This is a genomic window from Lentzea aerocolonigenes (genome assembly GCF_000974445.1).
Lineage (GTDB): Bacteria > Actinomycetota > Actinomycetes > Mycobacteriales > Pseudonocardiaceae > Lentzea > Lentzea aerocolonigenes.
Map to the genome: position 1 here is coordinate 23,860 of NZ_BBOJ01000011.1, position 21,778 is coordinate 45,637.

Annotated in this window: 28 protein-coding genes; 20 read left to right on the forward strand and 8 right to left on the reverse strand. The window is 70.8% G+C overall.

Annotated features, from left to right (window positions below; translation table 11 throughout):
• Nucleotides 1-72: 72 nt before the first annotated feature.
• The 3 genes from AOM45_RS21425 to AOM45_RS21435 are packed head-to-tail and all read left to right on the forward strand — an operon-like array spanning nucleotide 73 to nucleotide 1,622.
• Nucleotides 73-399, forward strand: coding sequence for a hypothetical protein (locus AOM45_RS21425; RefSeq protein WP_030465173.1), 327 nt, complete (start codon nucleotides 73-75; stop codon nucleotides 397-399).
• A gap of 1 nt (nucleotide 400) precedes the next feature.
• Nucleotides 401-1,057, forward strand: coding sequence for a hypothetical protein (locus AOM45_RS21430; RefSeq protein ID WP_051782753.1), 657 nt, complete (start codon nucleotides 401-403; stop codon nucleotides 1,055-1,057).
• Nucleotides 1,058-1,067: 10 nt separating this feature from the next.
• Nucleotides 1,068-1,622 (forward strand): hemerythrin domain-containing protein, encoded by a 555-nt coding sequence (locus AOM45_RS21435; protein ID WP_156093560.1) that lies wholly within the window; start codon nucleotides 1,068-1,070, stop codon nucleotides 1,620-1,622.
• Nucleotides 1,623-1,650: 28 nt separating this feature from the next.
• Here the strand turns inward: AOM45_RS21435 and AOM45_RS21440 are convergent, their stop codons facing one another.
• Nucleotides 1,651-2,856, reverse strand: a complete 1,206-nt coding sequence (locus AOM45_RS21440) for an MFS transporter (protein WP_236703789.1) — start codon at nucleotides 2,854-2,856, stop codon at nucleotides 1,651-1,653.
• An 87-nt stretch (nucleotides 2,857-2,943) separates the two neighbouring features.
• Between AOM45_RS21440 and AOM45_RS21445 the strand changes: the two genes are divergently transcribed.
• The 5 genes from AOM45_RS21445 to AOM45_RS21465 all read left to right on the forward strand — a co-directional run bounded on the left by AOM45_RS21445 (nucleotide 2,944) and on the right by AOM45_RS21465 (nucleotide 8,728).
• Nucleotides 2,944-3,921 (forward strand): ABC transporter substrate-binding protein, encoded by a 978-nt coding sequence (locus tag AOM45_RS21445; protein WP_030465177.1) that lies wholly within the window; start codon nucleotides 2,944-2,946, stop codon nucleotides 3,919-3,921.
• A complete protein-coding gene (locus AOM45_RS21450; protein WP_051782755.1) occupies nucleotides 3,914-4,972 on the forward strand; it encodes a FecCD family ABC transporter permease in 1,059 nt (352 codons plus the stop codon). The genes AOM45_RS21445 and AOM45_RS21450 overlap by 8 nt, the downstream gene beginning before the upstream one ends.
• A complete protein-coding gene (locus AOM45_RS21455) occupies nucleotides 4,969-5,736 on the forward strand; it encodes an ABC transporter ATP-binding protein (protein WP_035908979.1) in 768 nt (255 codons plus the stop codon). The genes AOM45_RS21450 and AOM45_RS21455 overlap by 4 nt, the downstream gene beginning before the upstream one ends.
• A gap of 80 nt (nucleotides 5,737-5,816) precedes the next feature.
• The gene (gene tal / locus AOM45_RS21460; RefSeq protein WP_030465180.1) at nucleotides 5,817-6,893 is read left to right on the forward strand and encodes a transaldolase; all 1,077 of its coding nucleotides are present in this window, start codon (nucleotides 5,817-5,819) and stop codon (nucleotides 6,891-6,893) included.
• 5 nt (nucleotides 6,894-6,898) lie between these two features.
• Entirely contained in the window at nucleotides 6,899-8,728 is a 1,830-nt protein-coding gene (locus AOM45_RS21465; RefSeq protein WP_030465181.1) for a transketolase, read from the forward strand.
• A 258-nt stretch (nucleotides 8,729-8,986) separates the two neighbouring features.
• Here AOM45_RS21465 and tsaA read toward each other — a convergent pair whose 3' ends face one another.
• On the reverse strand, nucleotides 8,987-9,382 hold the full coding sequence (gene tsaA, locus AOM45_RS21470) for a tRNA (N6-threonylcarbamoyladenosine(37)-N6)-methyltransferase TrmO (RefSeq protein WP_030465182.1): 396 nt from the start codon (nucleotides 9,380-9,382) through the stop codon (nucleotides 8,987-8,989).
• Nucleotides 9,382-10,779, reverse strand: coding sequence for a protein adenylyltransferase SelO (locus AOM45_RS21475; RefSeq protein WP_236703790.1), 1,398 nt, complete (start codon nucleotides 10,777-10,779; stop codon nucleotides 9,382-9,384). The genes tsaA and AOM45_RS21475 overlap by 1 nt, the downstream gene beginning before the upstream one ends.
• A 110-nt stretch (nucleotides 10,780-10,889) precedes the next feature.
• On the opposite strand from AOM45_RS21475, the gene AOM45_RS21480 reads away from it, so the two are divergent.
• The 3 genes from AOM45_RS21480 to AOM45_RS21490 are packed head-to-tail and all read left to right on the forward strand — an operon-like array spanning nucleotide 10,890 to nucleotide 12,903.
• The gene (locus AOM45_RS21480; protein WP_030465184.1) at nucleotides 10,890-11,336 is read left to right on the forward strand and encodes a hypothetical protein; all 447 of its coding nucleotides are present in this window, start codon (nucleotides 10,890-10,892) and stop codon (nucleotides 11,334-11,336) included.
• Nucleotides 11,326-12,555, forward strand: a complete 1,230-nt coding sequence (locus tag AOM45_RS21485) for an MATE family efflux transporter (RefSeq protein WP_035908982.1) — start codon at nucleotides 11,326-11,328, stop codon at nucleotides 12,553-12,555. Before AOM45_RS21480 ends, AOM45_RS21485 begins: the two co-directional genes overlap by 11 nt.
• Nucleotides 12,556-12,600: 45 nt before the next feature.
• Nucleotides 12,601-12,903 carry a hypothetical protein gene (locus AOM45_RS21490; RefSeq protein ID WP_156093561.1) on the forward strand — a complete coding sequence of 101 codons (303 nt, stop codon included), beginning with the start codon at nucleotides 12,601-12,603 and terminating at the stop codon, nucleotides 12,901-12,903.
• Here AOM45_RS21490 and AOM45_RS21495 read toward each other — a convergent pair whose 3' ends face one another.
• Both AOM45_RS21495 and AOM45_RS21500 read right to left on the reverse strand, forming a co-directional pair.
• Nucleotides 12,904-13,257 (reverse strand): HNH endonuclease, encoded by a 354-nt coding sequence (locus AOM45_RS21495; protein WP_030465187.1) that lies wholly within the window; start codon nucleotides 13,255-13,257, stop codon nucleotides 12,904-12,906.
• Nucleotides 13,241-14,170, reverse strand: coding sequence for a LysR family transcriptional regulator (locus AOM45_RS21500; RefSeq protein WP_030465188.1), 930 nt, complete (start codon nucleotides 14,168-14,170; stop codon nucleotides 13,241-13,243). The genes AOM45_RS21495 and AOM45_RS21500 overlap by 17 nt, the downstream gene beginning before the upstream one ends.
• 70 nt (nucleotides 14,171-14,240) lie before the next feature.
• Between AOM45_RS21500 and AOM45_RS21505 the strand changes: the two genes are divergently transcribed.
• The 4 genes from AOM45_RS21505 to AOM45_RS21520 all read left to right on the forward strand — a co-directional run bounded on the left by AOM45_RS21505 (nucleotide 14,241) and on the right by AOM45_RS21520 (nucleotide 17,537).
• Nucleotides 14,241-15,278, forward strand: a complete 1,038-nt coding sequence (locus AOM45_RS21505) for a TDT family transporter (RefSeq protein WP_030465189.1) — start codon at nucleotides 14,241-14,243, stop codon at nucleotides 15,276-15,278.
• A 34-nt stretch (nucleotides 15,279-15,312) separates the two neighbouring features.
• Complete coding sequence (locus AOM45_RS21510) at nucleotides 15,313-15,516, forward strand: hypothetical protein (RefSeq protein ID WP_201780037.1); 204 nt, start codon at nucleotides 15,313-15,315, stop codon at nucleotides 15,514-15,516.
• Nucleotides 15,517-15,595: 79 nt separating this feature from the next.
• Nucleotides 15,596-16,963 carry a M14 family zinc carboxypeptidase gene (locus tag AOM45_RS21515; RefSeq protein ID WP_030465191.1) on the forward strand — a complete coding sequence of 456 codons (1,368 nt, stop codon included), beginning with the start codon at nucleotides 15,596-15,598 and terminating at the stop codon, nucleotides 16,961-16,963.
• A gap of 151 nt (nucleotides 16,964-17,114) precedes the next feature.
• Nucleotides 17,115-17,537 carry a DUF6292 family protein gene (locus tag AOM45_RS21520; protein WP_051782757.1) on the forward strand — a complete coding sequence of 141 codons (423 nt, stop codon included), beginning with the start codon at nucleotides 17,115-17,117 and terminating at the stop codon, nucleotides 17,535-17,537.
• Nucleotides 17,538-17,646: 109 nt separating this feature from the next.
• Here AOM45_RS21520 and AOM45_RS21525 read toward each other — a convergent pair whose 3' ends face one another.
• The gene (locus tag AOM45_RS21525; RefSeq protein WP_030465193.1) at nucleotides 17,647-18,414 is read right to left on the reverse strand and encodes an esterase/lipase family protein; all 768 of its coding nucleotides are present in this window, start codon (nucleotides 18,412-18,414) and stop codon (nucleotides 17,647-17,649) included.
• 187 nt (nucleotides 18,415-18,601) lie between these two features.
• Here AOM45_RS21525 and AOM45_RS21530 point away from each other — a divergent pair, with 187 nt between their 5' ends.
• The 5 genes from AOM45_RS21530 to AOM45_RS21550 all read left to right on the forward strand — a co-directional run bounded on the left by AOM45_RS21530 (nucleotide 18,602) and on the right by AOM45_RS21550 (nucleotide 21,210).
• Complete coding sequence (locus AOM45_RS21530; RefSeq protein WP_051782758.1) at nucleotides 18,602-19,378, forward strand: hypothetical protein; 777 nt, start codon at nucleotides 18,602-18,604, stop codon at nucleotides 19,376-19,378.
• Nucleotides 19,365-19,784 carry a phage holin family protein gene (locus tag AOM45_RS21535; protein ID WP_030465195.1) on the forward strand — a complete coding sequence of 140 codons (420 nt, stop codon included), beginning with the start codon at nucleotides 19,365-19,367 and terminating at the stop codon, nucleotides 19,782-19,784. The genes AOM45_RS21530 and AOM45_RS21535 overlap by 14 nt, the downstream gene beginning before the upstream one ends.
• Nucleotides 19,760-20,392 carry a DUF3618 domain-containing protein gene (locus AOM45_RS21540; RefSeq protein WP_030465196.1) on the forward strand — a complete coding sequence of 211 codons (633 nt, stop codon included), beginning with the start codon at nucleotides 19,760-19,762 and terminating at the stop codon, nucleotides 20,390-20,392. Before AOM45_RS21535 ends, AOM45_RS21540 begins: the two co-directional genes overlap by 25 nt.
• Before the next feature lie 186 nt (nucleotides 20,393-20,578).
• Nucleotides 20,579-20,830, forward strand: a complete 252-nt coding sequence (locus AOM45_RS21545) for a hypothetical protein (RefSeq protein ID WP_030465197.1) — start codon at nucleotides 20,579-20,581, stop codon at nucleotides 20,828-20,830.
• A gap of 104 nt (nucleotides 20,831-20,934) precedes the next feature.
• Nucleotides 20,935-21,210 carry a hypothetical protein gene (locus AOM45_RS21550; RefSeq protein ID WP_030465198.1) on the forward strand — a complete coding sequence of 92 codons (276 nt, stop codon included), beginning with the start codon at nucleotides 20,935-20,937 and terminating at the stop codon, nucleotides 21,208-21,210.
• Nucleotides 21,211-21,260: 50 nt separating this feature from the next.
• On the opposite strand, the gene AOM45_RS51830 is transcribed toward AOM45_RS21550, so the two are convergent.
• Nucleotides 21,261-21,437 (reverse strand): hypothetical protein, encoded by a 177-nt coding sequence (locus tag AOM45_RS51830; protein WP_169774239.1) that lies wholly within the window; start codon nucleotides 21,435-21,437, stop codon nucleotides 21,261-21,263.
• Nucleotides 21,434-21,751 carry a hypothetical protein gene (locus AOM45_RS21560; protein ID WP_030465199.1) on the reverse strand — a complete coding sequence of 106 codons (318 nt, stop codon included), beginning with the start codon at nucleotides 21,749-21,751 and terminating at the stop codon, nucleotides 21,434-21,436. The genes AOM45_RS51830 and AOM45_RS21560 overlap by 4 nt, the downstream gene beginning before the upstream one ends.
• Between the last annotated feature and the right edge of the window lie 27 nt (nucleotides 21,752-21,778).

Here is a 21,778-nt window from a genome sequence, read left to right on the forward strand (position 1 = left end):
ACCCGGCGTCACCCTGGTGTGAACCGCCCTGACCGGGGGTATTCGCGGCTCAGCTCGAACCAGGAGGTCGTGATGCCAGCGGGATCGAACGCGAAACGTGAACGCCATTACGAGCACATCAAGGACTCCGCCCGCAGCCGCGGTGCCTCGTCCAAGCGGGCGAAGGAGATCGCCGCGCGCACGGTGAACAAGAACCGCGCCCAGTCCGGCGAGTCCAAGACCGCGAGCAAGTCGTCCACGAACGACACGTCGCCGCAGAAGCGCGGCGGGCAGCGGTCGGGCACGAACAGGCCGAAGGGCCTGACCAAGGAGCAGCTCTACAACGAGGCCAAGAAGAAGAACATCAAGGGCCGCTCCACGATGACGAAGAAGGAGCTCGCCGACGCCCTCGGACGCTGACGTGCCGGAGGACAAGGCCTCGGCGCTGACCATCCTCACCACTGAGCACTACACGCTGCAGATGGTGCGCACCGCGACGATCACCGACGCGACCGGCAGGGCAGGACATCTGCTCACCACGATCTCCGCGTCGATGATCGCCCTGGGTTTCGTGGCCCAGGTCGTGCCGCTGAAGGTGCTGCTGACGCTGATGCTGGTGATCTTCGCCGGCCTGTTCCTGATCGGGCTCGCCACGTTGTTCCGGACGGTCGAGCTGACGATCGAGGACGTGCAGGCGGGTCTGGGGATCAACCGCATCCGGCACATCTACGGCGATCTCGAACCGTCAACGAGGGAAGCCTTCGTCCGGCAGGTGCACGACGACACGGTGGGCGTCGAGGTCGACGCCGGCCAGACCGGCTGGCGCAAGGCACGGCGACCGCGGCTGATCGGCACCGCGCTCGGCGTCGCCGGTTTCGTGAACCTCGTCAACGGCCTCGTGGCGGGCGTCATCACCGGTGCGGCGGCCGGACTTCTGGGCGCCGGTCTCACGTGGTCGATCGTCATCGGTCTCCTCGTGGCCGTCGCCGTGATCGCCGCGTTCGGCGTGGCGCTCGGCCGGATCGCACGACGAGGTGTCGCGCCGATCAGCACCCGCTATCCCCGCAACAACCAGTAGGAGGACCGCCGTGCAGTACGACGTCGTCGACCTGATCATGCAGGACCACCGCGAGGTGGAGCGCCTGTTCGACGAGCTGAAGAACCACCCGGAGAAACGACCACTGCTCACGCCGGTGCTGTGCGGGCTGCTCGTCGCCCACAGCCGCGCCGAGGAGTCCGAGGTCTACCCGGTCGCCAAGGACGAGGCAGGGGAGACCGACGAGGTCGAGCACAGCCAGGAGGAGCACGCCCAGGCGGAGCGGCTGCTGGCCGAGCTGCTCGACTGCGAGTACGACTCGCCGCAGTACGACCAGAAGCTGCAGAAGGTCGTCGAGGCGGTCACGCACCACGTCGAGGAAGAGGAGAAGACCGTCCTCCCCGGCATGCGCAAGGGGCTCAGTGCGGAACGCCGCTACCAGCTCGGTGAGCGGTTCGCCCGCAGCAGGGCCGACCACCTGGGCGAGATGCCCGGTGAGGCCACCAAGGAGGAGCTCCTCGTCCAGGCGCGCAACCTGGGTGTCGAAGGAGCCGCGGGGATGAGCAAGGAGCAGTTGAAGCGCGAGCTGCAGAAGGCCGGCAAGTAAGCCTTCACGTGACTTCGGGCCGCGCCGGTCACCGGCGCGGCCCGAAGTCGCGTGAGGACGGTGTCAGCGCGGCCAGTGCCGGTGCGGCGAAACAGATCGCCGTGCACGCGACCAGCACCGCGGTGGCACCGAACGCCGAGATGGCCGGGGCGATCAGGGCGAGCCCGACCGGCGCCAGGCCGTACGACAGCAGGAAGTCCAAAGAGGACACACGAGCGAGCTTGCCGGGGTCGACCTCGCGTTGCGTCGCGGTGAACCACGGCACGTTGAACAGCTCGATGCCCAGTCCTGCCACCGCGTAGGCGGCGAGCACGACGAACGGGTGCACCGGCAGCAGCAGGCTCAGCGGCGCGAACCCGTACAGCGCGAGACCGGCGAGCGCGGTCCACCCGGCAGCGCGCGGCCGCCAGCGTGAGATCAGCAGCGCACCGGCCAGAGCGCCCAGCGTGTAGGCGGTCAACGCGCCCGCGAGCACGGCCTCCGTGCCGTAGCGGTCGCGGCTGACCAGGGGGAGCACCACGCCGGTCGCGGAGTACCCGGTGGCGATCACCGCGGTCAGCGCGCCGAGCCCGGCCAGGAACCACGGGTGCCGCCGGGCCTCGCGCACCCCGTCGAGGAACTCCGCTGCGAATCCCGTGCCACTCCTGCTCACCTGGCCGGTGCCGGCTGGTGGCACCAGCGCGGCCACGAGCCACAGCGCGCCGATGCCGAGCAACAGCACCTGCGTGTTCACCACCAACGCCAGCAACGCGGTCAAGCCTGGTGCCACCAACGTCGTCACGCGCACGGACAACGTCATCGCGGCGTTGGCCTGCTGCCGCTGGTCGCCTTCCACCACCTCGGCCGTCAGCGCCTGGAACGCGGGACGGCACGCGCCCTGGCCCGCTCCCATCACCGCGACCGCGAAGGCCGACAGGACCAGCGACTCGCCCACTGACGCGGCCAGGACGGGTGCGGCGGCAGCGGAGATCAACCCGGACCACAGGACCACGCGGCGGCGGGCGTAGCGGTCGGCCAGGACACCGCTGATCGGGACGGCGGCGAGGAAGCCCGCGGTGCGCGCCGCGAGCAGCACGCCCAGTTCCACCGCGGTCAGCGAACGCGACAGCACGGCGAGGCCCAGGACGAACGGCAGGGCCCAGGTCGCGATGCCCGACGCGGTGGTCGCCGTCCAGAGGCGGAGGAACTGGGCGCTGCGCAGCACCGACGTGCCGCGCACTGTGTCCGGGACCACGAGTTTTGTGCCTTTCGAGAGGTTTTCTGTGAAAACGATTGTCGTTACAGTAGCCGAGATCGATCTAGGCACCTGTTGGAGGATTCGATGTCACACCCCGCCCGGCTCGGCCTGGCGCTGGTCGCGGTGCTCGCCGCGGGCTGCGCCACACCGGGAGGCGCCCAGGCGCCAACGGCTCAGTCGGTGGTGGTGGGCAGCTGCGGCAAGCAGCTCACGTTCACCAGCACGCCGCAGCGGGCGGTGGCCCTGGACCAGTCGTCCACGGAGACGTTGCTGGAGCTGGGACTGCAGGACCGGATGGCCGGCACGGCGAACGTCAAGACCAAGGTGCTGCCCAAGTACGCCGACGCCTACGCGAAGGTCCCGGTGCTCTCGCCGAAGATCCTCACGGCCGAGCCGTTGCGCGCGGCCAACCCGGACGTCGTGGTGTCGGGGTTCCAGGACCTGTTCACCGCTGACCGCGCCGGAACGCGTGACGAGCTGGAATCCCTCGGCGTGCCCACGTTCGTGAGCGCGGTGGACTGCCCGGACGGCACGACGCCGGCGTTCGAGCGGCTGTTCCGCGACTACGAGAACCTCGGCAAGATCTTCGGCGTCTCCGAGAAGGCCGCCGAGCTCACGAACGACCAGCGCGCGATCGTCGCCGAAGTCCAGGCGGTCAAACGGGAACCGGTGAAGGTCGTGTGGGTCTACTCGGTCTTCAAGGGCGTCCCGTACGTCGCCGGCAAGGGCGGAATGCCGAACCAGATGAGCACGATCGCCGGTGCCACCAACATGTTCGACGACCTCGACCACGAGTGGCCGGAGACCTCCTGGGAGGAGATCGCGCGCCGCGACCCCGACGTCATCGTGATCGGCGACCTGACCGAGCGCGGCAACCTCGGTGACAAGGCGAGCGAGAAGCTCGCGATGATGCGCGAACACCCGGCCGTCTCGCAGCTGAAGGCCGTGAAGGAGAACAGGATCATCGAGCTGAACGGCACCGGGATGGACCCGTCGGTCCGCTCGGTCGACGTCCTGCGCGGGTTCGCCGCCGGCCTCGACAAGATCGCCGGCCGTGGCTGAGGCCACTGTTCTCGAACCGGTCGTCGGCACCCCGGAACCGGTTCAACGCAAGAAGAACACGCTCGTCGTCGTGCTGAGCCTCGTCGTCCTCGCGGTGTCGCTCGTACTCGGCGTCCGCGTCGGGGTCAGCACGACCTGGGCGGAGATCGGCAGGTCCGTGGGCGGGCACGTCGGGCTGCCCGTCATCCCGTTGCCGCGGCTGCTCGACTCGTTGATCTGGGACCTGCGCGTGCCGCGGGTGCTGCTGGCCGCGCTGGTCGGTGCCGCGCTGGCGGTGTGCGGCGCGGTGTTGCAGAGCATCACGCGCAACTCGCTCGCCGACCCGTACCTGCTGGGTGTGTCCAGCGGTGCGTCGACCGGTGCGGTGATCGTCGTGGTGCTCGGGTTCGCCGGGTCCCAGGTCGGTGTGACCGGCGGTGCGCTCGTGGGTGCGTTGGTGGCGTTCGGGTTGCTGATGCTGCTGCTGAAGCGAACCGGGCTCGACTCCGTGCGGATCGTGCTCACCGGTGTCGTCGTCGGCCAGCTGTTCGCGGCCCTCACGTCGTTGATCCTGCTGGCGTCCGGCGACTCCGACAGCATTCGTGCCGTCACGAACTGGTTGCTGGGTTCGCTCGCGTCCGCGCGTTGGCCGTCCGTGGTGGTGTGCGCAGTCGTTCTGGCCGTTGGGTTGCTGGTGGTGTGGTTGTGTTCTTCCGCGCTGGACGGGTTCGCGTTCGGCACGGACACCGCGTCCTCTCTCGGGATCGACGTGCGCGCGACTCGGACCGTGTTGTTGGTGACGACGTCCGTGCTGACCGCTGTGGCTGTGGCCGCTGTCGGTGCGGTCGGGTTCGTCGGGCTGATCGTGCCGCACGGCGTGCGGTTCATGGTGGGGCCGTTGCACCGCAGGCTGTTGCCGTTGTCGGCGGTCGTGGGCGCGGTGTTCCTGGTGTGGACGGACGCGCTCACGCGCGTGCTCTTCACACCGCTGGAGGTGCCGGTGGGCGTGTTCACCGCGCTGCTCGGTGTGCCGCTGTTCCTCCTGGTGCTGCGCAAGCGGGGTGAGCTGTGAGGATCGAGACGAGGAACCTGAGCTGGGGCGTGCCGGGCAAGACGATCGTGCGGGACGTGACGCTGACGGTGTCCAGCGGCGAGACGGTCGGGCTGATCGGGCCGAACGGTTCCGGCAAGTCGTCCCTGCTGCGCTGCATCGCCGGTCTGCGCACGCCGGATGCCGGTTCGGTCCTGTACGACGGCGAGGACATCGCGGGGTGGCCAGCCCGGCAGAGGGCGCTCAAGATGGCGTTCGTCGAGCAGACCGCGGACACCGACAGCGATCTGCGGGTCGCCGAGGTGGCCATGCTCGGCCGCACCGCCCACCGGTCGCTGTGGCGCGGCCCGGACGCCTCCGACCACGCGCAGGTCGCGGCGGCGCTGGACCGGCTCGACCTGCGAGGGCTGGCGGACCGGCCGTGGAAGCAGCTGTCGGGCGGTGAACGGCAGCGCGCGCACCTGGCTCGCGCGTTGGCCCAGGACACGCAGGCGTTGTTGCTGGACGAACCCCTCAACCACCTGGACGTGCGGCACCAGCTGGAGCTGATGGAACTGGTCCACGGCACGAGCCAGACGGTCGTCGTCGCCCTGCACGACCTCGCGCTGGCCGCCCGCTACTGCGACCGGCTGGTCCTGATGCACCGCGGCGCGGTCGTGGCCGAGGGGGCCGGCGCCGACGTGCTGACCTCGTCGTGGCTGCGCGACGTGTTCGACGTGGAGGCCGAGATCGGCCGCGACAGCCTGGGGCACCTGGCCGTGGGGTACCGCGAACCGGCACGCTGACCTGCCCGTGGAGTGCGGTGTGTTGGACAACCCGTCACGGGTACTCGTCGAGAGGACCCGATCGACGGGAGGAACTCCTCATGCGCACCGCACTCCACGGCCTGGCCGAACGGGGCCAGAGCCCGTGGATGGATCAGCTGTCCAGAGACCTGCTGCGCGGAGGAGACCTCGCCGCGCTCGTCGAGTCGGGCGTGCTCGGGGTGACGTCGAACCCGACGATCTTCCAGGAGGCCATGAGCAGCGGCAACGCCTACGACGCCCAGAAGCGCGACCTGCACGGGCTGGAACGCAAGGAGCTCTTCCTCGCCCTCGCCACCGAGGACGTCCGCAACGCCTGCGACCTGCTGGCGGGCAAGGGCACCTCGCCGCGTGACGGCTGGGTGTCGATGGAGGTCGACCCGAACTTCGCGCACGACACGCAGGCGACGATCGACGAGGCGCGGCGGCTGCACGAGATGGTCGACCGGCCTAACCTGTTCGTGAAGATCCCCGGCACCTCGGAGAGCATGCCCGCGATCGAGGAGTCGATCGCGAACGGCATCCCGGTCAACGTGACGCTGCTGTTCTCGCTCGACCGACACCGCGAGGCGGCCGAGGCGTACGTGCGCGGCCTTCAGCGGTTGCGCGCCACTGGTGGTGACCTGTCGAAGGTCGCTTCGGTGGCGTCGTACTTCGTGTCCAGAGTGGACACCGAGGCCGACGCGCGGCTCGACGCTATGCGCGGCCACGAGGTGCTCAAGGGCCGGCTCGCGATCGCCAACGCCAAACTCGCCTACCAGCAGTACCTGGAGATCTTCTCCGGCAAGGCCTGGGAGGACCTGGCGAAAGCGGGCGCCACCCCGCAGTGGTGCCTGTGGGCGTCCACGTCGACGAAGAACCCGGCCTACCGCGACACGCGTTACGTCGAGGAGCTGATCGGCCCGGAAACGGTGACCACCATGCCGCGCAAGACGATCGAGGCGTTCCTCGACCACGGCCGGGTCGCCGACACGCTGACCCGCGGCGTCGACGCGGCCCGCAGCGTGCTCGACCGGTTCGGCGAGATCCGCGTGAGCTACCGCGACATCACCGCGAAGCTCGAACGTGACGGCGTGCGGAAGTTCGCCGACTCCTACCAACGGCTGTTCGACAGCCTCACCGCCCAACCTGCGAGGTGAACCCCTTGCCCGACCACGACTTTCGCCACGAACTCGCCCAGCAGCTGCGCGTCGACTCGGTCCGCGCCAGCGACGCGGGCGGCTCGGGGCACCCGACGTCGTCGATGTCCGCGGCCGACCTGATGGCCGTGCTGCTCGACGGCTACCTCAGGCTCGACTACCGCGATCCCGGCAACCCCGCCAACGACCACCTGATCTTCTCCAAGGGGCACGCCTCACCGCTGTACTACGCGATGCTCAAGGCGGCCGGCGCGATCACCGACGAGGAACTGCTGAGCTTCCGCTCGTTCGGCAGCAGGCTGGAAGGCCACCCGACTCCGCGCATCCCGCCGACGGACGTCGCGACCGGTTCACTCGGCTACGGCCTGCCCGTCGGAGTGGGCCTGGCACTGACCGGAAAACGCCTCGACCAGTTGCCGTACCGCGTGTGGGTGCTGTGCGGTGACTCGGAGATGGCCGAGGGCTCGATCTGGGAGGCCTTCCAGCACGCGGGCTGGGCGGGCCTCGACAACCTGACGGTGATCGTCGACGTGAACCGCCTCGGCCAGACCCGCGAGACCATGCTCGGCTGGGACCTCGACGGCTACGTCGCCCGCGCGGAAGCGTTCGGGTGGAAGGCGATCGCGATCGACGGCCACGACGTCCAGGCGATCGACGCGGCACTCGCGCAGGCCACGTCCACCACCGACCGCCCGTCCGTGATCTTCGCCCGCACGCACAAGGGACACGGCGTGAAGGCCGTCGACGACCAGCCGGGCAAGCACGGCAAGCCGTTGGAGGAACCCTCGGAGGCGATCGAGGAGCTGGGCGGCGTCCGTTCGCTTTCGGTGACGGTGCAGACTCCCCGGCCCGGTTCGCCTTGTCGCTTCAGCACCAACGGCGGCGCTCTGCCCCGGTGGGAGGTCGGCGAGGAGGTGGCGACGCGCCAGGCGTACGGGCAGACGCTCGCCGAGCTGGGCGGTCTGCGCGGCGACGTGGTCGTGCTCGACGGCGAGGTGTCGAACTCGACGATGTCCGAGCTCTTCGCCAAGGCCCACCCCGACCGCTACTTCGAGATGTTCATCGCCGAGCAGCAGATGATCGCCGCCGCGGTGGGCATGCAGGCCCGCAACTGGGTCGCGTTCGCCTCGACGTTCGGCGCTTTCCTGACTCGCGCCCACGACTTCGTCCGCATGGCCGCCGTCTCCCGCGCCGATCTGCGTTTGTGCGGCTCGCACGCCGGCGTGTCGATCGGCGAGGACGGCCCGTCGCAGATGGCGCTGGAGGACATCGCGCTGTTCCGCGCCGTCCACGGCAGCACCGTGCTGCACCCGTCCGACGCCAACCAGACGGCCGCGCTGGTGGCGGAGATGGCGACCTTGCCGGGCATCTCGTACCTGCGGACATTGCGCGGCAAGACACCCGTGCGCACGTCACCCGACGAGAACATCCGCGTCGGCGGGAGCCGGGTGCTGCGGTCGAGCCCTGACGACGTGCTGACGATCGTCGCGTGCGGAATCACGGTGTCCGAGGCGGAGAAGGCGGCCGACGTGCTGGAGTCTTCTGGCATCCGGGCGCGCGTGATCGACTGTTACTCGCTCAAGCCGATTGACGGCGACACGCTGCTGGCCGCCGCTGCCGAAACGCGTGCGGTGCTGACGGTCGAGGACCACTGGCCGGAAGGCGGGCTCGGGGACGCGGTGCTGGACGCGTTGGCGCAGAGTCCGGCGCGGCCGCCGGTGCGGAAGCTGGCAGTCGGTGGCATGCCGGTGTCGGGCAAGCCGGACGAGCTGATGCACGCCGCGCACATCGACGCGGAGGCCGTGGTGGAGGCCGCTCGGCAGCTGCTGGCTTAAGTGGGTTCCGGCATCGGTGGGATCGGGTCGGGGTCCGGGCCGGGAGGCCGCAGGGGATCCGCGTCAGGGCCCGGTGGCCGGGGCTGGTCCGGGCCGGGCTGCGGCTGGTTCGGACCAGGAGGCTGGGGCTGGTCGGGGCCGGTGGGTTGCGGCTGGTCCGGTCCCGGCGTGTTCGGCACGGGACTCGGTGGGGGTACTGGCTGGCTCATGCTCGCCGGGTACCCGCTCACCGAGCCGGCTCACCCTGCCGTTGCGCGGTCAGCGTTCGGTGCCCAGCACCGGTTTCACGTCCACGATCGGCGTCCCGTCGAGCGCCTCCAGGTCGCCGACGCGCACCTTCAGCCCGTCCACGGCGAGGATCCGCACGCGGTGCAGGCCGATCGGGTTCGGGCGGTCGGGTGAGCGCGTCGAGAACACCCCGGTCTCCGGGCGGTCCAGGTCGCTGCGCGGGTGGACGGCCAGCACGGAACGGTCCGCGCGGTCGAGCCAGGTGAAGAGCAGGATGTCTTGTCCCGCACCGAGTTCGCGCATCGCCCGCGCGTACTCCGGCGCGAACACGAGCCAGGACTCCGGCGTGCCCTCGTCGCCCTGCTTGGGCGCCGAGGCGCGGTCGGTGAGGGGTGATTCGACGTGGCCGATCGGCAGCAGCTTCATCAAGTCCCGCAGAAGGTCCGGTAGGTGGCGCTGAAGTCCTGCGGCGCAGGAGCCGAGAAGTATTCCAGGCCGGGGCGTTCGCCGTACGGGGAGGTCACCGCGTCCAGCAACCGTTCCAACGGGCCCAGGTCACCGGCCGATCCGGCCGACAACGCCTCCTCGACGAGGTGGTTGCGCGGGATGTACACGGGATTGACCCGGTCCATCGCGTCGGCGTCCGGCCCGAGCTCACGCCAGCGCGCGATCCACGCGTCGATGCCGGCGAGGTCGAGGAAGAGCTCGCGCGCGGGCTCGGTGTCGCCGCGGGCGGCCTTGCCGAGGCGGTGGAACAACGAGGTGAAGTCGACGTGGTTCTCGTGCATCAACGTGAGCAGGTCGGTGAGGAGAGGCTTCACGTCGCCCCGCACGCCCAGCTTCGCCTGCACGCCACCGATCCACGCCCGTTCGAAGTGCTCCTCGAACGTGCCGAGCACTTCGAGCGCCAGCGCGACGGCCTTGTCCTCGTCGTCGGAGAACAACGGCAGCATCGCTTCGGCGAGACGGGCGAGGTTCCACTGGGCGATCATCGGCTGGTTGCCGTAGGCATAACGGCCGCGGTGGTCGATCGAGCTGTACTTCGTCGACGGGTCGTAGGCCTCCATGAACGCGCACGGGCCGTAGTCGATCGTCTCGCCGGAGATCGTCATGTTGTCCGTGTTCATCACACCGTGGATGAACCCGACGAGCATCCACTGGGCGATGAGCGAAGCCTGCGCCGCGACGACCTGACTGAACATCTCCAGGTACGTGCTGCCGGGGTGATGACGCGCGATCGCGTGGTCGGCGAGGCGGCGCAGGAGGTCGGGATCGCCGGTGTTGCGGGCGTACTGGAAGCTGCCGACCCGCAGGTGACTGGCCGCGACCCTCGCCAGAGCCGCGCCCGGCAGCGGTTCCTCGCGGTGCACGACGGCGCCGGTGGCGACGACGGCGAGCGACCGGGTCGTCGGGATGCCGAGGGCGTGCATCGCCTCGCTGACGACGTACTCGCGCAGCATCGGACCGACCGCGGCCAGCCCGTCACCGCCGCGGGCGAACGGGGTGCGGCCGGATCCCTTGAGGTGCAGGTCGCGCAGGCGGCCGTCGGCGTGGGTCAGCTCACCCAGCAGCAGCGCGCGGCCGTCGCCGAGCCCGGGGGAGTAGCCGCCGAACTGGTGCCCCGCGTAGGCCTGGGCGACTCCCCGGCCGCCCACGAGGAAGGGCAGGCCGTCGGACCGCAGCCACGCGGGGTCGAGTCCGAGCTCCTTCGCCAGCGGCTCGTTGAGGGCGAGCAGGACCGGGTTCTCGACCGGCGCGGCCTCCCAGGAGACGGCCATCTCCGGCACGGCGGTCGCGAAGTCGCTGCTCAGGCTGATGTCCACGATCCAACGCTACCTGGGGACGCCAAGTCGCCCGCCGTGTCACCTGATCAGGTCAGACCGCCGGGACGTCACCTCCGCCGGTGACGAAGTGGGGGCTAGGGTGTCGGAACGTGCGCTACTCCGCCCTTGCGCTGGCTTTCCTGCTCGTCGGATGCGGTACCTCGACCACGTCCCTCCCCAAGATCGCTCCAGCCCCCGCCTCGTCGTCGTCCTCGCCGCTGCCGGACCTGCAACCCCGGCTCGACGCGATCGGGACGCTCCTCACGGACTGCATCACGCGCCTGCGCGGTGAGCCCGTCGACCCCGCGGACAACTGCGTCCACGTCCTGCCCGACGTGACAGGGGTGATGGACGAGGTCGAGAAGCAGTCGTCCAAGCTGCCGCCCTCCGCCCAGGCCGGCGTCGCCGAGGTGCGCAGGCAGCTCACCGCCATCGCGCCCTGCGAGCCGTGGTTCGCGGCGGGCGGGACCAGTGCCGACGCGGCGCTGAACGCCCGGTGCGACGAGGCCTGGAACGCGCTCTTCAAGGGCTACAACGCCGTGCGCAATGCTGCTTAGCGACGCCAGACGGATCGGACGCGTCGCACTGCCGCTGTACCTGTCGATGGTGGCGGTGTCGGTCGGCGCGCTCGTCACGACGGCGGCGCTCGGCCGGCACGGAACTGGTGCGCTGGCAGGCTTCACGGTGACGGCGGCTGTCTACTTCCCCGCTGTGGCAGCGGTTTCCGGTGCGGTGCGCGGCGTGATGCCGTTCATGCGGACCGGCGATCCGGCTCGCGTGGTGCGGGACGGCGCGTGGCTCGCGGTGGCCGTCGGGCTGCTGGGCGCGGTGGCCGTCGCCTGCGTTCCGGTGATCGCGCGGGTGAGCGGGGTCGAGCGGGAGATCGTCGGGCAGCTGGGGGCGCTCCCGCTGCTGATGGCCGTGAGCGTGCTGATCTCCGGGTTCGGCGCGATGGCCTCCTCCGGCCTGGTGGGGCTCGGGCACGGCGAGGTCGTGATGCTCGCGGGCCTCGCCGGTGCGGCCTGCACGGCGGTGCTCTCGCCGGTGCTGGTCGGCCGGCTCGGGCTCGACGGTGCCGGGATCGCCCTGTGCGTCGCGAACCTGGTCAGCGCGATCACGACGGTCCTCGGCCTGCGGCGGCGACTCACCGGCCGCCCCGGTTGGCGAGTCCACTGTGGACACGTGCTGGAGCTGGCGAAGGTCGGCATCCCGATGGCGGGCACCGTGCTCGTGAAGTTCGCGGTCCTCGGTGTGCTGGCCGTGGCCGCCGCCCGGATGACCGCGACGGCCGCCGCCGCGCACAACATCGCCACCGCGCTCGTCAACCTCACCTTCACCGCGGCGGTGGCGATCGGTCAGGCCGTCGTGCCGGAGGTGAGCGGCCGGACCGACCGCGCCGGCGTGCGGCGGGTGGTGACCGCCGGCCTCGTGATCACCACGGTGGCGCTGGCCGCGGTCTGCGTGCTCATCGTGTCCGGAGACGTCGTGCCGCTGTTCACCGGCGATCACGAGGTCGCGGGTCTGGTCACGGGCCTGCTGCCGGTGCTGGTGCCGGTGGTGCTCGCCGACGGCCTCCAGGCGGTGCTCGGGTTCGGCCTGGCCGGGCTGAAGCGCACCACGCCGAGCTTCCTGGTGTTCGCGTCCTGCTACGGCCTTCTGGCGGTTTTCGCCTTCGCCGCCCCGAACCTGACAGTACTGTGGGCCGCTCTTGCCCTCGCGAACTTGGCCGTGGCAGTCGGTCAGGGACTCGCGTTCCGGAGGGCGAGCAACCTTTGAGGCGGTCCGTGCCGTCTTCAGCACGGGATCGGACATTGGGGAAACATGCGAAGAGCTGTCGTGCTCGCGTTGCTGGTGGTCGCCGCGGCCTCCAGCGCCGGGCCTGAGGTCGCGTTCGCCGGCGCGGAGGTCGTGGCCGCGCGACCGTCCGCCGACGGGCCCGGGACGCAGACGGACGGGCGGCCGTGCCGGACGAAGCGGGGGCACAGCAGGAAGTGCGTCACCTGGAAATGCCGTTCCGCGTGGAAGAGGGCGTGCCGGCTGCCTCGGCGCGCTCACGACGGCAAAGTGCCGAAGGCGACCACCGTCGAGAAGGCGCGGATCTACTCGCGCCGGTTGCGTTCGTAGTCAGAGCGCGGCGAACCGGGCGGTGAGCTCGGCCGAGATCTCGTAGTGGCGCACGAGGAACCCGCGTTCGTCCAGCTTCTTGCGCCGCAGCCAGCCGGTCACCTCGGCGTTGCACTTGCTCGCGTTGCACGACCCGCACGCGGGCACGACGTTGCCGAGCGTGTACCGGCCGCCGCGTGAGATGGCCTGCACGCAGTCCTTCTGCAGCGAGCCGTCCGCACCGCAGTACGCGCAGCCGCCCCAGGACGTCTTCAACGCGTCCCACTGCGCGTCGGTGAGGTCGTGCAGGACGCGCGCCATCCGCTTCTTGCGCTTGCGCGCGGCGCGAACCTGTTTGCTACCTCCGGTCGGCACGGTTCGTGAGACTACGCGTCGCGATGGTCAACAGGTCGGAGGCGGGGCCTCGGGGTGTCCTGCCCGACGGCCACACCGCGCGCAACGCCCGGCGCAGGTCCAGATCGCCGACCTCGACCCGGACGAGGGTGCGGGTCGCGATGTCGGTGGCCACCGTGTGGAGGCTGAGCACGGCGGGCCCGATGCCCCCGATCGCGGCGGCCTTGATCGCCGTCGTCGACGACATCTCCAGCAACGGCCCGGCGGACTCGGCGACACCCGCCACCTCCAGTGCGTGCTCCCAGGCCTGACGCGTGCCCGAACCCGGCTCCCTGCTGACCAGCGGAGTGGCGGCGGCCCTGGACGCCGTCACCCGGCGGCGCCTGGCCCAGGGGTGGCCGGGCGCGACGACCAGCACGAGCTCGTCCTCAGCGACGACGCGGCTGGCCAGGCCGGACGGCACGTCGGTGCTCTCGATGAACCCCAGGTCGGCCTTCTGCGCCAGCACCTGCTCGGCGACGTGCACGGAGTTGCCCGCGGTCAGCACGGTGGCGGTGTCCGGGCTGACGGTCCGCAACGCGATCAGCCACGCCGGCAGCAGGTACTCGGCCACGGTGAGGCTCGCGGCGATCCTGAGCTGGCTCTGCCGGTCCGCGCGCAGGCTCGTGAGACCGGCGTCGAGATCCGCGGCCCGCGCGAGGACCGGCGCCGCCCACCCCGCCACCAGCTGACCGGCGGTGGTGAGGCGGGCGCCGCGCGGGGTGCGGTCGAGCAGCGCCACGCCGACGCGGACTTCGAGGGTCCTGAGGCGTTCGCTGGCGCTGGGCTGGGACATGCCGTGCGCCCGGGCGGCCCGGCCGATGCTGCCGAGCTCGGCCACGCTCAGCAGCAGGTCGAAGCTCGCGAGGTCGGTGACCCTGGACGGCAGAGGCATAGGGACAGCCTATGTGTTCATCGGGGATTGGTGCCTACCGAGGCAGGTGCGGCCCGAGGATCGTTGTGTCGTGACCGCTCTCGCACCTCAACCACACCGTGCCCCCGAGGTGCGACGAGCGGCGCCCTTCGGCCCGAACGTGTTCGCCTCCGTGATGGGCACCGGGATCGTCGCCACCGCCGGTGCCTCGATGCCCGGCCTGCGCACGGCGGCCGGCTTCGTGTGGGCGCTGGACGCCGCGCTGCTCGTGTTCCTCGTGGTCGCGGCACTGCGGCGCTGGACGTGGGCGACGGTCCGGGAACAGCTCGCGGATCCCGTGATGGCCCAGTTCTGGGGCGCGCCACCGATGGCGTTGATGACCGTCGGCACCGGTGCGGTGCTGCTAGGCTCCGACTGGATCGGGATGCCCGCCGCACTCGCCCTCGACTGGACACTGTGGACACTCGGCACGCTGCTGGGCCTGGCCACCTCCGTGCTGGTGCCGTTGCGGATGATCGGCAGCGGCGAACGCGCGTTCGGCGGCTGGCTGATGCCCGTCGTGCCCCCGATGGTCTCGGCCGCGTCCGGTGCCGTGCTCGCCGGGCACCTGCCGGAGGGTTCGTTCCGGCAGACGGTGGTGCTCGGCTGCTACGCGCTGTTCGGCATCAGCCTCTTCGCGACGGTGGTGATCGTGCCGCAGATCTGGCAGCGCCTCGTCCAGCACGGCCTGGGCGCGGCGTCCACCGTGCCGACGCTGTGGATCGTGCTCGGGCCGCTGGGACAGTCGATCACCGCGGCGAACCTGCTCTCCGGCGTTCCCGTGCTGCCGGGCGAGACCGCGTTCGGCGTGCTGTACGGCACGGTCACGTGGGGATTCGCCTTGCTGTGGATGGTGATCGCGGCGACGGTCACCGTGCGCACGGCCCGGCGCGGACTGCCGTTCGCGTTGACGTGGTGGAGCTTCGTGTTCCCGCTCGGCACCCTGGTGACCGGGTCGAGCGCGCTCGCGGCACGCGTGCCGTCGGCGATGTTCAGCGGTGTGGCCGTGGTGCTCTACGGCGGGTTGGTGGCCGCGTGGGTCATCGTGGCCGTGCGGACGCTTGGTACTTCGCGTACCAGCTTTCGGTGAACCCTGGTGGTGTACTGGTCCGGTGGACCAGGTGGTGAGTGATGCGGTGGCGGCCCTCGAGCGCCGCGACTGGGGCGTGCTCAAGCTGCTGTTGCACCCGTACCTCCACTGGTCGGAGGGCGGGGTGACGATCCGCGGCCGCACGAAGGTGCTGGCGCATCTCGAGAACGCCGCTCCGCAGGGCCCGCCGGACTCCTACGAGCTGCGCGACGGCCAGATCTACCGCTGGACGGTCTGACCGCCTTTGGAAGGGTTTCCCCGCCCGCCGATCTCGCTAAGTTCGAGCACGGCACAACTCGTGAGGGGGAATCTCGACCATGAAACAACGACGACTGAGTCTTGCGCTGGCGGGGGCGGCCAGCGCGGCCTTCCTCGTCGGCACGTCGGTGGCCGCGCCACCGCCGCCGGCGCCCGTGCAGAACGGCCCCACCTACGTCTACCGCGTTCCCGCCCCGCTCGGGCAGAAGTCGTCCGACCTGCTCGCGCGCGGGTTCGACGTGCTGGAGCAGCGTGACGGCGACGACCTGTTCGTGCTCGGCTCGCAGCAGGTGCACACCCAGCTCGCCGAGGCCGGGTTCACCGGCACCGTCGAGTCGGTGATGGCACCGCCGGCGTCCGGGCTGAAGATCCAGGGCTCCGGCGTCAGGGAGACCTACTACGGCGGCTACCGCACGATCAAGGCGCATTACGCGCACCTCGACCAGGTCGCCGCCCGGTACCCGCGGCTCGCGACGGTCGTCGACTACGGCGACTCCTGGCGCAAGACCCAGGGCGCCGGCGGCTACGACCTCAAGGCCGTCTGCATCACCAGGAGGGCGCCCGGCGACTGCAGGCAGACCCCGGACGTCCGCAAGCCGCGCCTGTTCGTGTCGGCCCAGATCCACGCCCGCGAGATCACGACCGGCGACATGGCGTGGCGCTGGATCGACCACCTGACCCAGGGCTACGGCAAGGACGCCGAGGTCACCTCGCTGCTCGACACGACAGAGGTGTGGGTCGTGCCGATCGCGAACCCCGACGGCGTGCAGATCGTGCAGTCGGGCGGCGACTCGCCGAAGCTGCAGCGCAAGAACGCGAACTACACCAACGGTCCCAGGGTGTGCCCGACCACCCAGGACCCGAACGCCCAGATCGGCATCGACGTCAACCGGAACTTCACCGTCGAGTGGGGCGACAACGGCACGTCGTCCGACCCGTGCAGCCAGGTCTACCGCGGCCCGAAGGCGGACTCCGAGGTGGAGACCAGGGCGATGGAGAAGCTGTTCCGGTCGCTGTTCCGGGACACCCGCGGTCCCGGCGTGAACGACCCGGCGGACCCCAGGACCCGCGGCATGGTCATCACCATGCACTCCGCGCTGAACGTCGTGCTGCTGCCGTGGGGCTACACCACCACGCCGTCGCCGAACGACGGCCCGTTGCGGGCGATGGCCAAGGACATGGCCCAGCTCGCGGGCGGCTGGGAGTACGGCCAGCCCGGTGAGCTGCTCTACACCGCGGGCGGCTCGATCGACGACTGGATCTACGGCGAGCTCGGCGTGCCGCACTACACGTGGGAGATCGGCAACTGGGAGGGCGACTGCGCCGGCTTCCTGCCCGCCTACTCGTGCCAGGACGGGCACTGGGCGAAGGTCAAGCCGATGCTGACGTACTCCGCGCGCAAGGCCGCGAACCCGTACGGGGGCTGACCGCGCGCACCCGTGACCGCGGTGTTCTCCGTGCCGCGGTCACGGGCCCGACCTCGCGGTTCGACCCCTCCTGACCGAGTTTGGCGACACCCCGGCGGGGTATTCGTGCGGTGCACGAGGAGGGTGCTCAGCCGACGGAGGCACGACAGGCATGGACCGCGAACTGCCCAGCGATCTGGACATCGACTTCGACCTCGACTTCGACGACTCGGTGGCTCGCCAGGCACACAGGTACGTCCGCGAGGTCGTCACGGGACTCGGGCTGCGGGGTGACAGCTCCTTCGTCGAGACGGACCCGCGGGCCGGCGCGTACGTGGCGCTGGACGGGCATCTGCTCGACTTCCCCGACCACTACGTGGCGCTGCTGTGGGACGAGCTGGCCGGGTGGTCGGCGGCGGTCGAGGACCGTCGCGGAGAGCTCGTGGAGGTGGCGCGGATGGGCGCCGGGCCGCGGCCCTCACCCGTCGCGGTGGTCCGGTGGGTGCAGGGCCTGTTGCGCGGGGAACGTGCGCACGAGCAGCCGAACCGGGACTTCGCGGCGTTCGTGCCGGCACCGCGCGACGTTCTCTCCTGAGCCAACCATTCCGGTGCCGCCGTCCGCGGCGAGCGAGAGCGTCTTGTAGCCGACGTCGTCGAGAGGCGCCGCATCGTCAGCAGCTGCTCGGTCCAGCCGAAGACAGTGGTCATCCGGTGGGTCGCAGGTCGTACCGCCGCGCGGCCCAAGACGCCAGGCGGGGGCGCAGGGCCAGGTAGACGTCGGGGTCGATGCCCATGCCGGTGTGCGTGCTGTGCACCTCGACGCACTCCGCCGACGGGTCGAGGCACAGCTCCCACGGCACGATGCCGTCCGACCTGGAGTACATCGACACCGCCGGGAGGTCAGCGGGCAGCGGGGACGTGACGGCCCTGACGTTGTCGTCGAAGCAGGTGCCGTCGAGGCAGTCGGCGTTCATGAGACCGGGCACGCCGAGCGAGGACAGTCGCGCCAGGGCCTTGGCCGCGAGCATCACGTGCGGGTGAGCGCCCGCCGGGTCGAGGACGGGGCTGCCCAGCATCACCAGTCCTGCCACCAGGTCCGGACGGCGGACAGCGGCCAGGCGGGCGAGACCGCCGCCGCGGCTCTGGCCCAGCAGCACGACCGGTCCGCCGGTGGCCTCCGCGTGCTCCTCCACCCGCCGTTCGATCCGGTCGACGAGCTCCGACGTGCACCCCACGTTGAACCCGACGCCCGCACCGGCCGGCACGTACCCCCTGTCGCGCAACCAGGTCGTGGCGAACGTGAGGCTGAAGTCGCTCGCGCCGAAGCCCGGCACCAGCACCACGCCGAGGCCCGCGCCCTCGTGCGGGTCCGCGTCGCGCCACACCCGGTGACGCAGCAGGCGGGGAATGGTGCACGCCGCGACGGCGACGTGCTCACGCGCGAGCGCTCGCAGCTGTCCGGCAGGGATCATCGTCGGTCTCCGCTCAGTTCGTCAGGTGCCGAGGAATAGCCCGGAAAGGCGAGAGCAAACAGCAAGCACCGTCACGTTTGCGAGTTTCGAGCAACCCGCAGCGGGTAGCGGGCAAACGCCCTGTTTGCGGCGTTCGGCGCCGGGTAGCTCGTTGGCCAGGACACGACTACGAGCTGAGGAGTCAGCCGTGACCGAAAACCAGATGGGTGGAGTGCGCACGGCGGCCCGGGACGAGGGCTCCGAGGTCGCGCAGCACGCCAAGCAAGCCGCGAGCCAGGTCGGCAACACCGTCGCGGACCAGGCGGCGCAGGTGCGGCGGGAGACCGCGCACCAGGCCCGCAACGTCGTCAGCGACGTGCGGGAACGCGTTGCGGCGGAAGCGGAGGACCAGGCGACCCGGGTGTCGAAGCAGCTCGGCCGCATCGCCGACGAGCTGGGCGAGATGGCGGGTACCGCGTCGCCGGGTTCGATGACGGCGGGTGCGATCCGCAGCGCCGCCGACACGAGCAGGCAGGCCGCCCGGTTCCTCGACGAACGGGGCGCGCAGGGCCTGCTCGACTCGGCGCGGGACTACGCGCGGCGCAAGCCGGGCACGTTCCTGCTGGGCGCCGCCGTGGCGGGGTTCCTGGTCGGCCGCGTGGCCAAGAGCGCGACCGGTGGCCAGAGCCAGGGGCAGCGGCAGGGCGGAGTGGTGCCGGTGGCGTCCGAACGCGCCGGCGTGGCACCGGAGTACGGGACGTCGGCGACACCCGCGTACGGCACGTCGACGACGGAGTACAGCGAGACCGCGTCACCGGGCTACGGCCAGACCACGACGTCGGGGTACGGCCAGACCTCGGATCCTGAGTACGGCCGGACCACGCCGGGGTACGGCCAGCCGCAGACGCCGCCGCAGAGCGCACCGCTGACGCCGAGCACGACGCCTCCCAACCCCTCGGCGGGGGTGCCGCATGTCGAGCCCTGAGATGCCACCGTCGCGAGTGGACACCGCCACGGGGGAGTCGCTGGGCGATCTCGTCAGCGAGCTCACCGGTGACCTGTCCAAGCTGATGCGGCAGGAGCTCGAGCTCGCCAAGGCGGAGATCCGGCAGGAGGCCACCAAGGCGGGCAAGGCGACCGGCATGCTCGCGGCCGCCGGGTTCGCCGGCTACCTGACCACCGTGCTGCTCAGCCTCGCGCTGGTGTTCGCACTCGGCGCGATCATGCCGCTGGGCTGGGCCGCGTTGATCGTCGCGGCGCTGTGGGGCATCGCGGGCGCGGTCCTCTACACCAGCGGCCGGGCGAAGCTGCGCACCGTCAACCCGAAGCCAGAACGCACCGTCGAAACTCTGAAGGAGGACGCGGAATGGGCGAAACACCCGACCAGATAAGGCGTGAGATCGAAGTGACCCGCGCCGAGCTGCGGGCCGACGCCAACCGGCTCGTGGACCACACGAGTCCGCGCAGGATCGCCCAGCGGCGCGTCCACGGCGTGCGGCGAGGACTCGTCGCGATGAAGGAGCGAGTGATGGGCACCGCCACGCAGGCCACCACGGCCGTGCGGGAGCAAGGACAGGACACCGGGCACGCCGTCGCCGAACGAGCCGAGCACGCCGTGCAGGCGGTGCAGGACGCGCCGCGGCAGGTCGCCAGGCAGACGCAGGGCAGCCCGCTCGCGGCCGGCCTGATCGCGTTCGGCGGAGGTCTGCTGCTGGCGGCCGTGCTGCCCCGCACCGACGCCGAACAGCAGGCGGTGCAGCAGCTCTCCGACAGCTTCAGCGACGTCGTCGAACCCGCGAAGGAAGCCCTGAGCGAGTCGGCGCAGCACCTCAGGGAGGACGTGAAGTCCTCGGTGAGCGACGCGGCAGGTGAGGCCAAGCAGGTGGCCTCCGACGCCGCGCAGACGACGGTCGAGCACACGAAGGAAGCGGCGCAGGACGTCGGAGGTCATGCCCGCGAGTCCGGCCAGCGGGTCTCGAACGAGGCCACCGGTCCGTGACGTGACCGGGCAGGGCTGCTGACCTTCCTCCACAGAGGACGGTTCACGGGTGGGGTCGAGTCGCGCGGCTCGACCCCACTTCCACGCTCCCGATCCGACGGTTCGGTGGTGCGCACGGCCGGGTATTCCTCAGCCAGAACTCCAGTCAGGACGAGGAGAGCGCTGTGACCGAACCCGAGCACGATCATGCCTGTTCCCGTTGACGATCTGAAGCTGCTGCTGCAGTCGACGAGGCCCGAGGCGAAGCTGGTGCTCGTCGCGGGCAGCTACGTGGTGGCGGGCAGCGCCGAGCTCGCCACGAAGGCCCTGCGCGGCGCGCTGCCGGTGGTGACGAGGGAAGAACTGCTGGAGCGCGTGGGCGGGTGGCCCGTGACCGACAAGGACCTGGACGAGGCCGCCGCGACGCTCAGCTCGGCCGTGGACAACCTCGGAGGCTGACGGGGAGAACGGCTCGTTTGGACCGCCGTGGGCATGGGTAGCCGGAACCGGCGTCAAGCAGTCGGCGCTGTACATCCCCGACTGTCCCGAAGGCGGCGATCCCCGTGCGGCACAACTCTCTCGACCAGGCCATCTGCGACGCTCTCGTCCTCATCCGCGTGACCGGGGGCGCGGATCTCGCCCTCCAGGCCGAGCAGGCGCGCAAGTGCCTGACGAAGGCGGTGGCGGAGGCCCCGGACGCGCCTCGGCAGGCGCTGGCCCTCGTGGCGGCCGCGGACGAGCACCTCGAGTACGGCGAGCTGATGGAAGCGCGCACGCTGCTGACGGCGGCGCGTGATCTTCTGCCAGGACGCAGGGCCGTCGTCGCCGCCCGCGCATGAGCCGGTCGCGCTGATGGTGCCGTCGCTCAAGGCGGTGCTCGGCCGGTTCGTCACCCAACGGGTCGAGGAGTGAAGCCGCCCTCGTCGTCGGGCTCGGACTCGTCGGGCCCGCGGTGGGGACCGCCGGGGTTCTCGTCGGCGAACGTGGGCCGCGTGTGCTCGTCGCCGATGTCGGCGTCCTGCAGTTCGCTCTCGGCGGTCGCGGCGTCGGGCTCTGGCCTCGTCATCGCCACTCCTCCTGCCAGTCGTGGTGGGTGTCGTAGGCGCCGGCCAGCAGCCGCAGCAACGCCTCGTCGCGGGTCTGCTCGACCTCGTTCCGCAGCAACGCGAACTTCTCCGGGAACGGCACGGGCACCCGTTCCTCCGCCGCCTGGATCGGGCCCGGCAACAGCAGCAGCCCGCTCCCGTCGTCGGAACGGATGATGCGCAGCCTGCCGCGCCCCTCGGCCTCGTCGAGCAGCGGCAGCTTCTCCTCGGCCAGGCGTTGCTCGTCCGCGTCGAGCTGGTCGAGCACGAAGCGACGCAGTTCGTCGGTGTTCATGACAGAGGGGTATCCGCTGCGGCGCCG

Excerpts from the sequence above, each read along its gene's own strand:
- AOM45_RS21425 (WP_030465173.1), top strand. The coding sequence starts at position 73 with ATGCCAGCGGGATCGAACGCGAAACGTGAACGCCATTACGAGCACATC.
- AOM45_RS21445 (WP_030465177.1), top strand. The coding sequence starts at position 2,944 with ATGTCACACCCCGCCCGGCTCGGCCTGGCGCTGGTCGCGGTGCTCGCC.
- tal (WP_030465180.1), top strand. The coding sequence starts at position 5,817 with ATGCGCACCGCACTCCACGGCCTGGCCGAACGGGGCCAGAGCCCGTGG.
- tsaA (WP_030465182.1), bottom strand. The coding sequence starts at position 9,382 with ATGAAGCTGCTGCCGATCGGCCACGTCGAATCACCCCTCACCGACCGC.
- AOM45_RS21485 (WP_035908982.1), top strand. The coding sequence starts at position 11,326 with ATGCTGCTTAGCGACGCCAGACGGATCGGACGCGTCGCACTGCCGCTG.
- AOM45_RS21490 (WP_156093561.1), top strand. The coding sequence starts at position 12,601 with ATGCGAAGAGCTGTCGTGCTCGCGTTGCTGGTGGTCGCCGCGGCCTCC.
- AOM45_RS21500 (WP_030465188.1), bottom strand. The coding sequence starts at position 14,170 with ATGCCTCTGCCGTCCAGGGTCACCGACCTCGCGAGCTTCGACCTGCTG.
- AOM45_RS21515 (WP_030465191.1), top strand. The coding sequence starts at position 15,596 with ATGAAACAACGACGACTGAGTCTTGCGCTGGCGGGGGCGGCCAGCGCG.
- AOM45_RS21520 (WP_051782757.1), top strand. The coding sequence starts at position 17,115 with ATGGACCGCGAACTGCCCAGCGATCTGGACATCGACTTCGACCTCGAC.
- AOM45_RS21525 (WP_030465193.1), bottom strand. The coding sequence starts at position 18,414 with ATGATCCCTGCCGGACAGCTGCGAGCGCTCGCGCGTGAGCACGTCGCC.
- AOM45_RS21535 (WP_030465195.1), top strand. The coding sequence starts at position 19,365 with ATGTCGAGCCCTGAGATGCCACCGTCGCGAGTGGACACCGCCACGGGG.
- AOM45_RS21540 (WP_030465196.1), top strand. The coding sequence starts at position 19,760 with ATGGGCGAAACACCCGACCAGATAAGGCGTGAGATCGAAGTGACCCGC.
- AOM45_RS21545 (WP_030465197.1), top strand. The coding sequence starts at position 20,579 with ATGCCTGTTCCCGTTGACGATCTGAAGCTGCTGCTGCAGTCGACGAGG.
- AOM45_RS51830 (WP_169774239.1), bottom strand. The coding sequence starts at position 21,437 with ATGACGAGGCCAGAGCCCGACGCCGCGACCGCCGAGAGCGAACTGCAG.
- AOM45_RS21560 (WP_030465199.1), bottom strand. The coding sequence starts at position 21,751 with ATGAACACCGACGAACTGCGTCGCTTCGTGCTCGACCAGCTCGACGCG.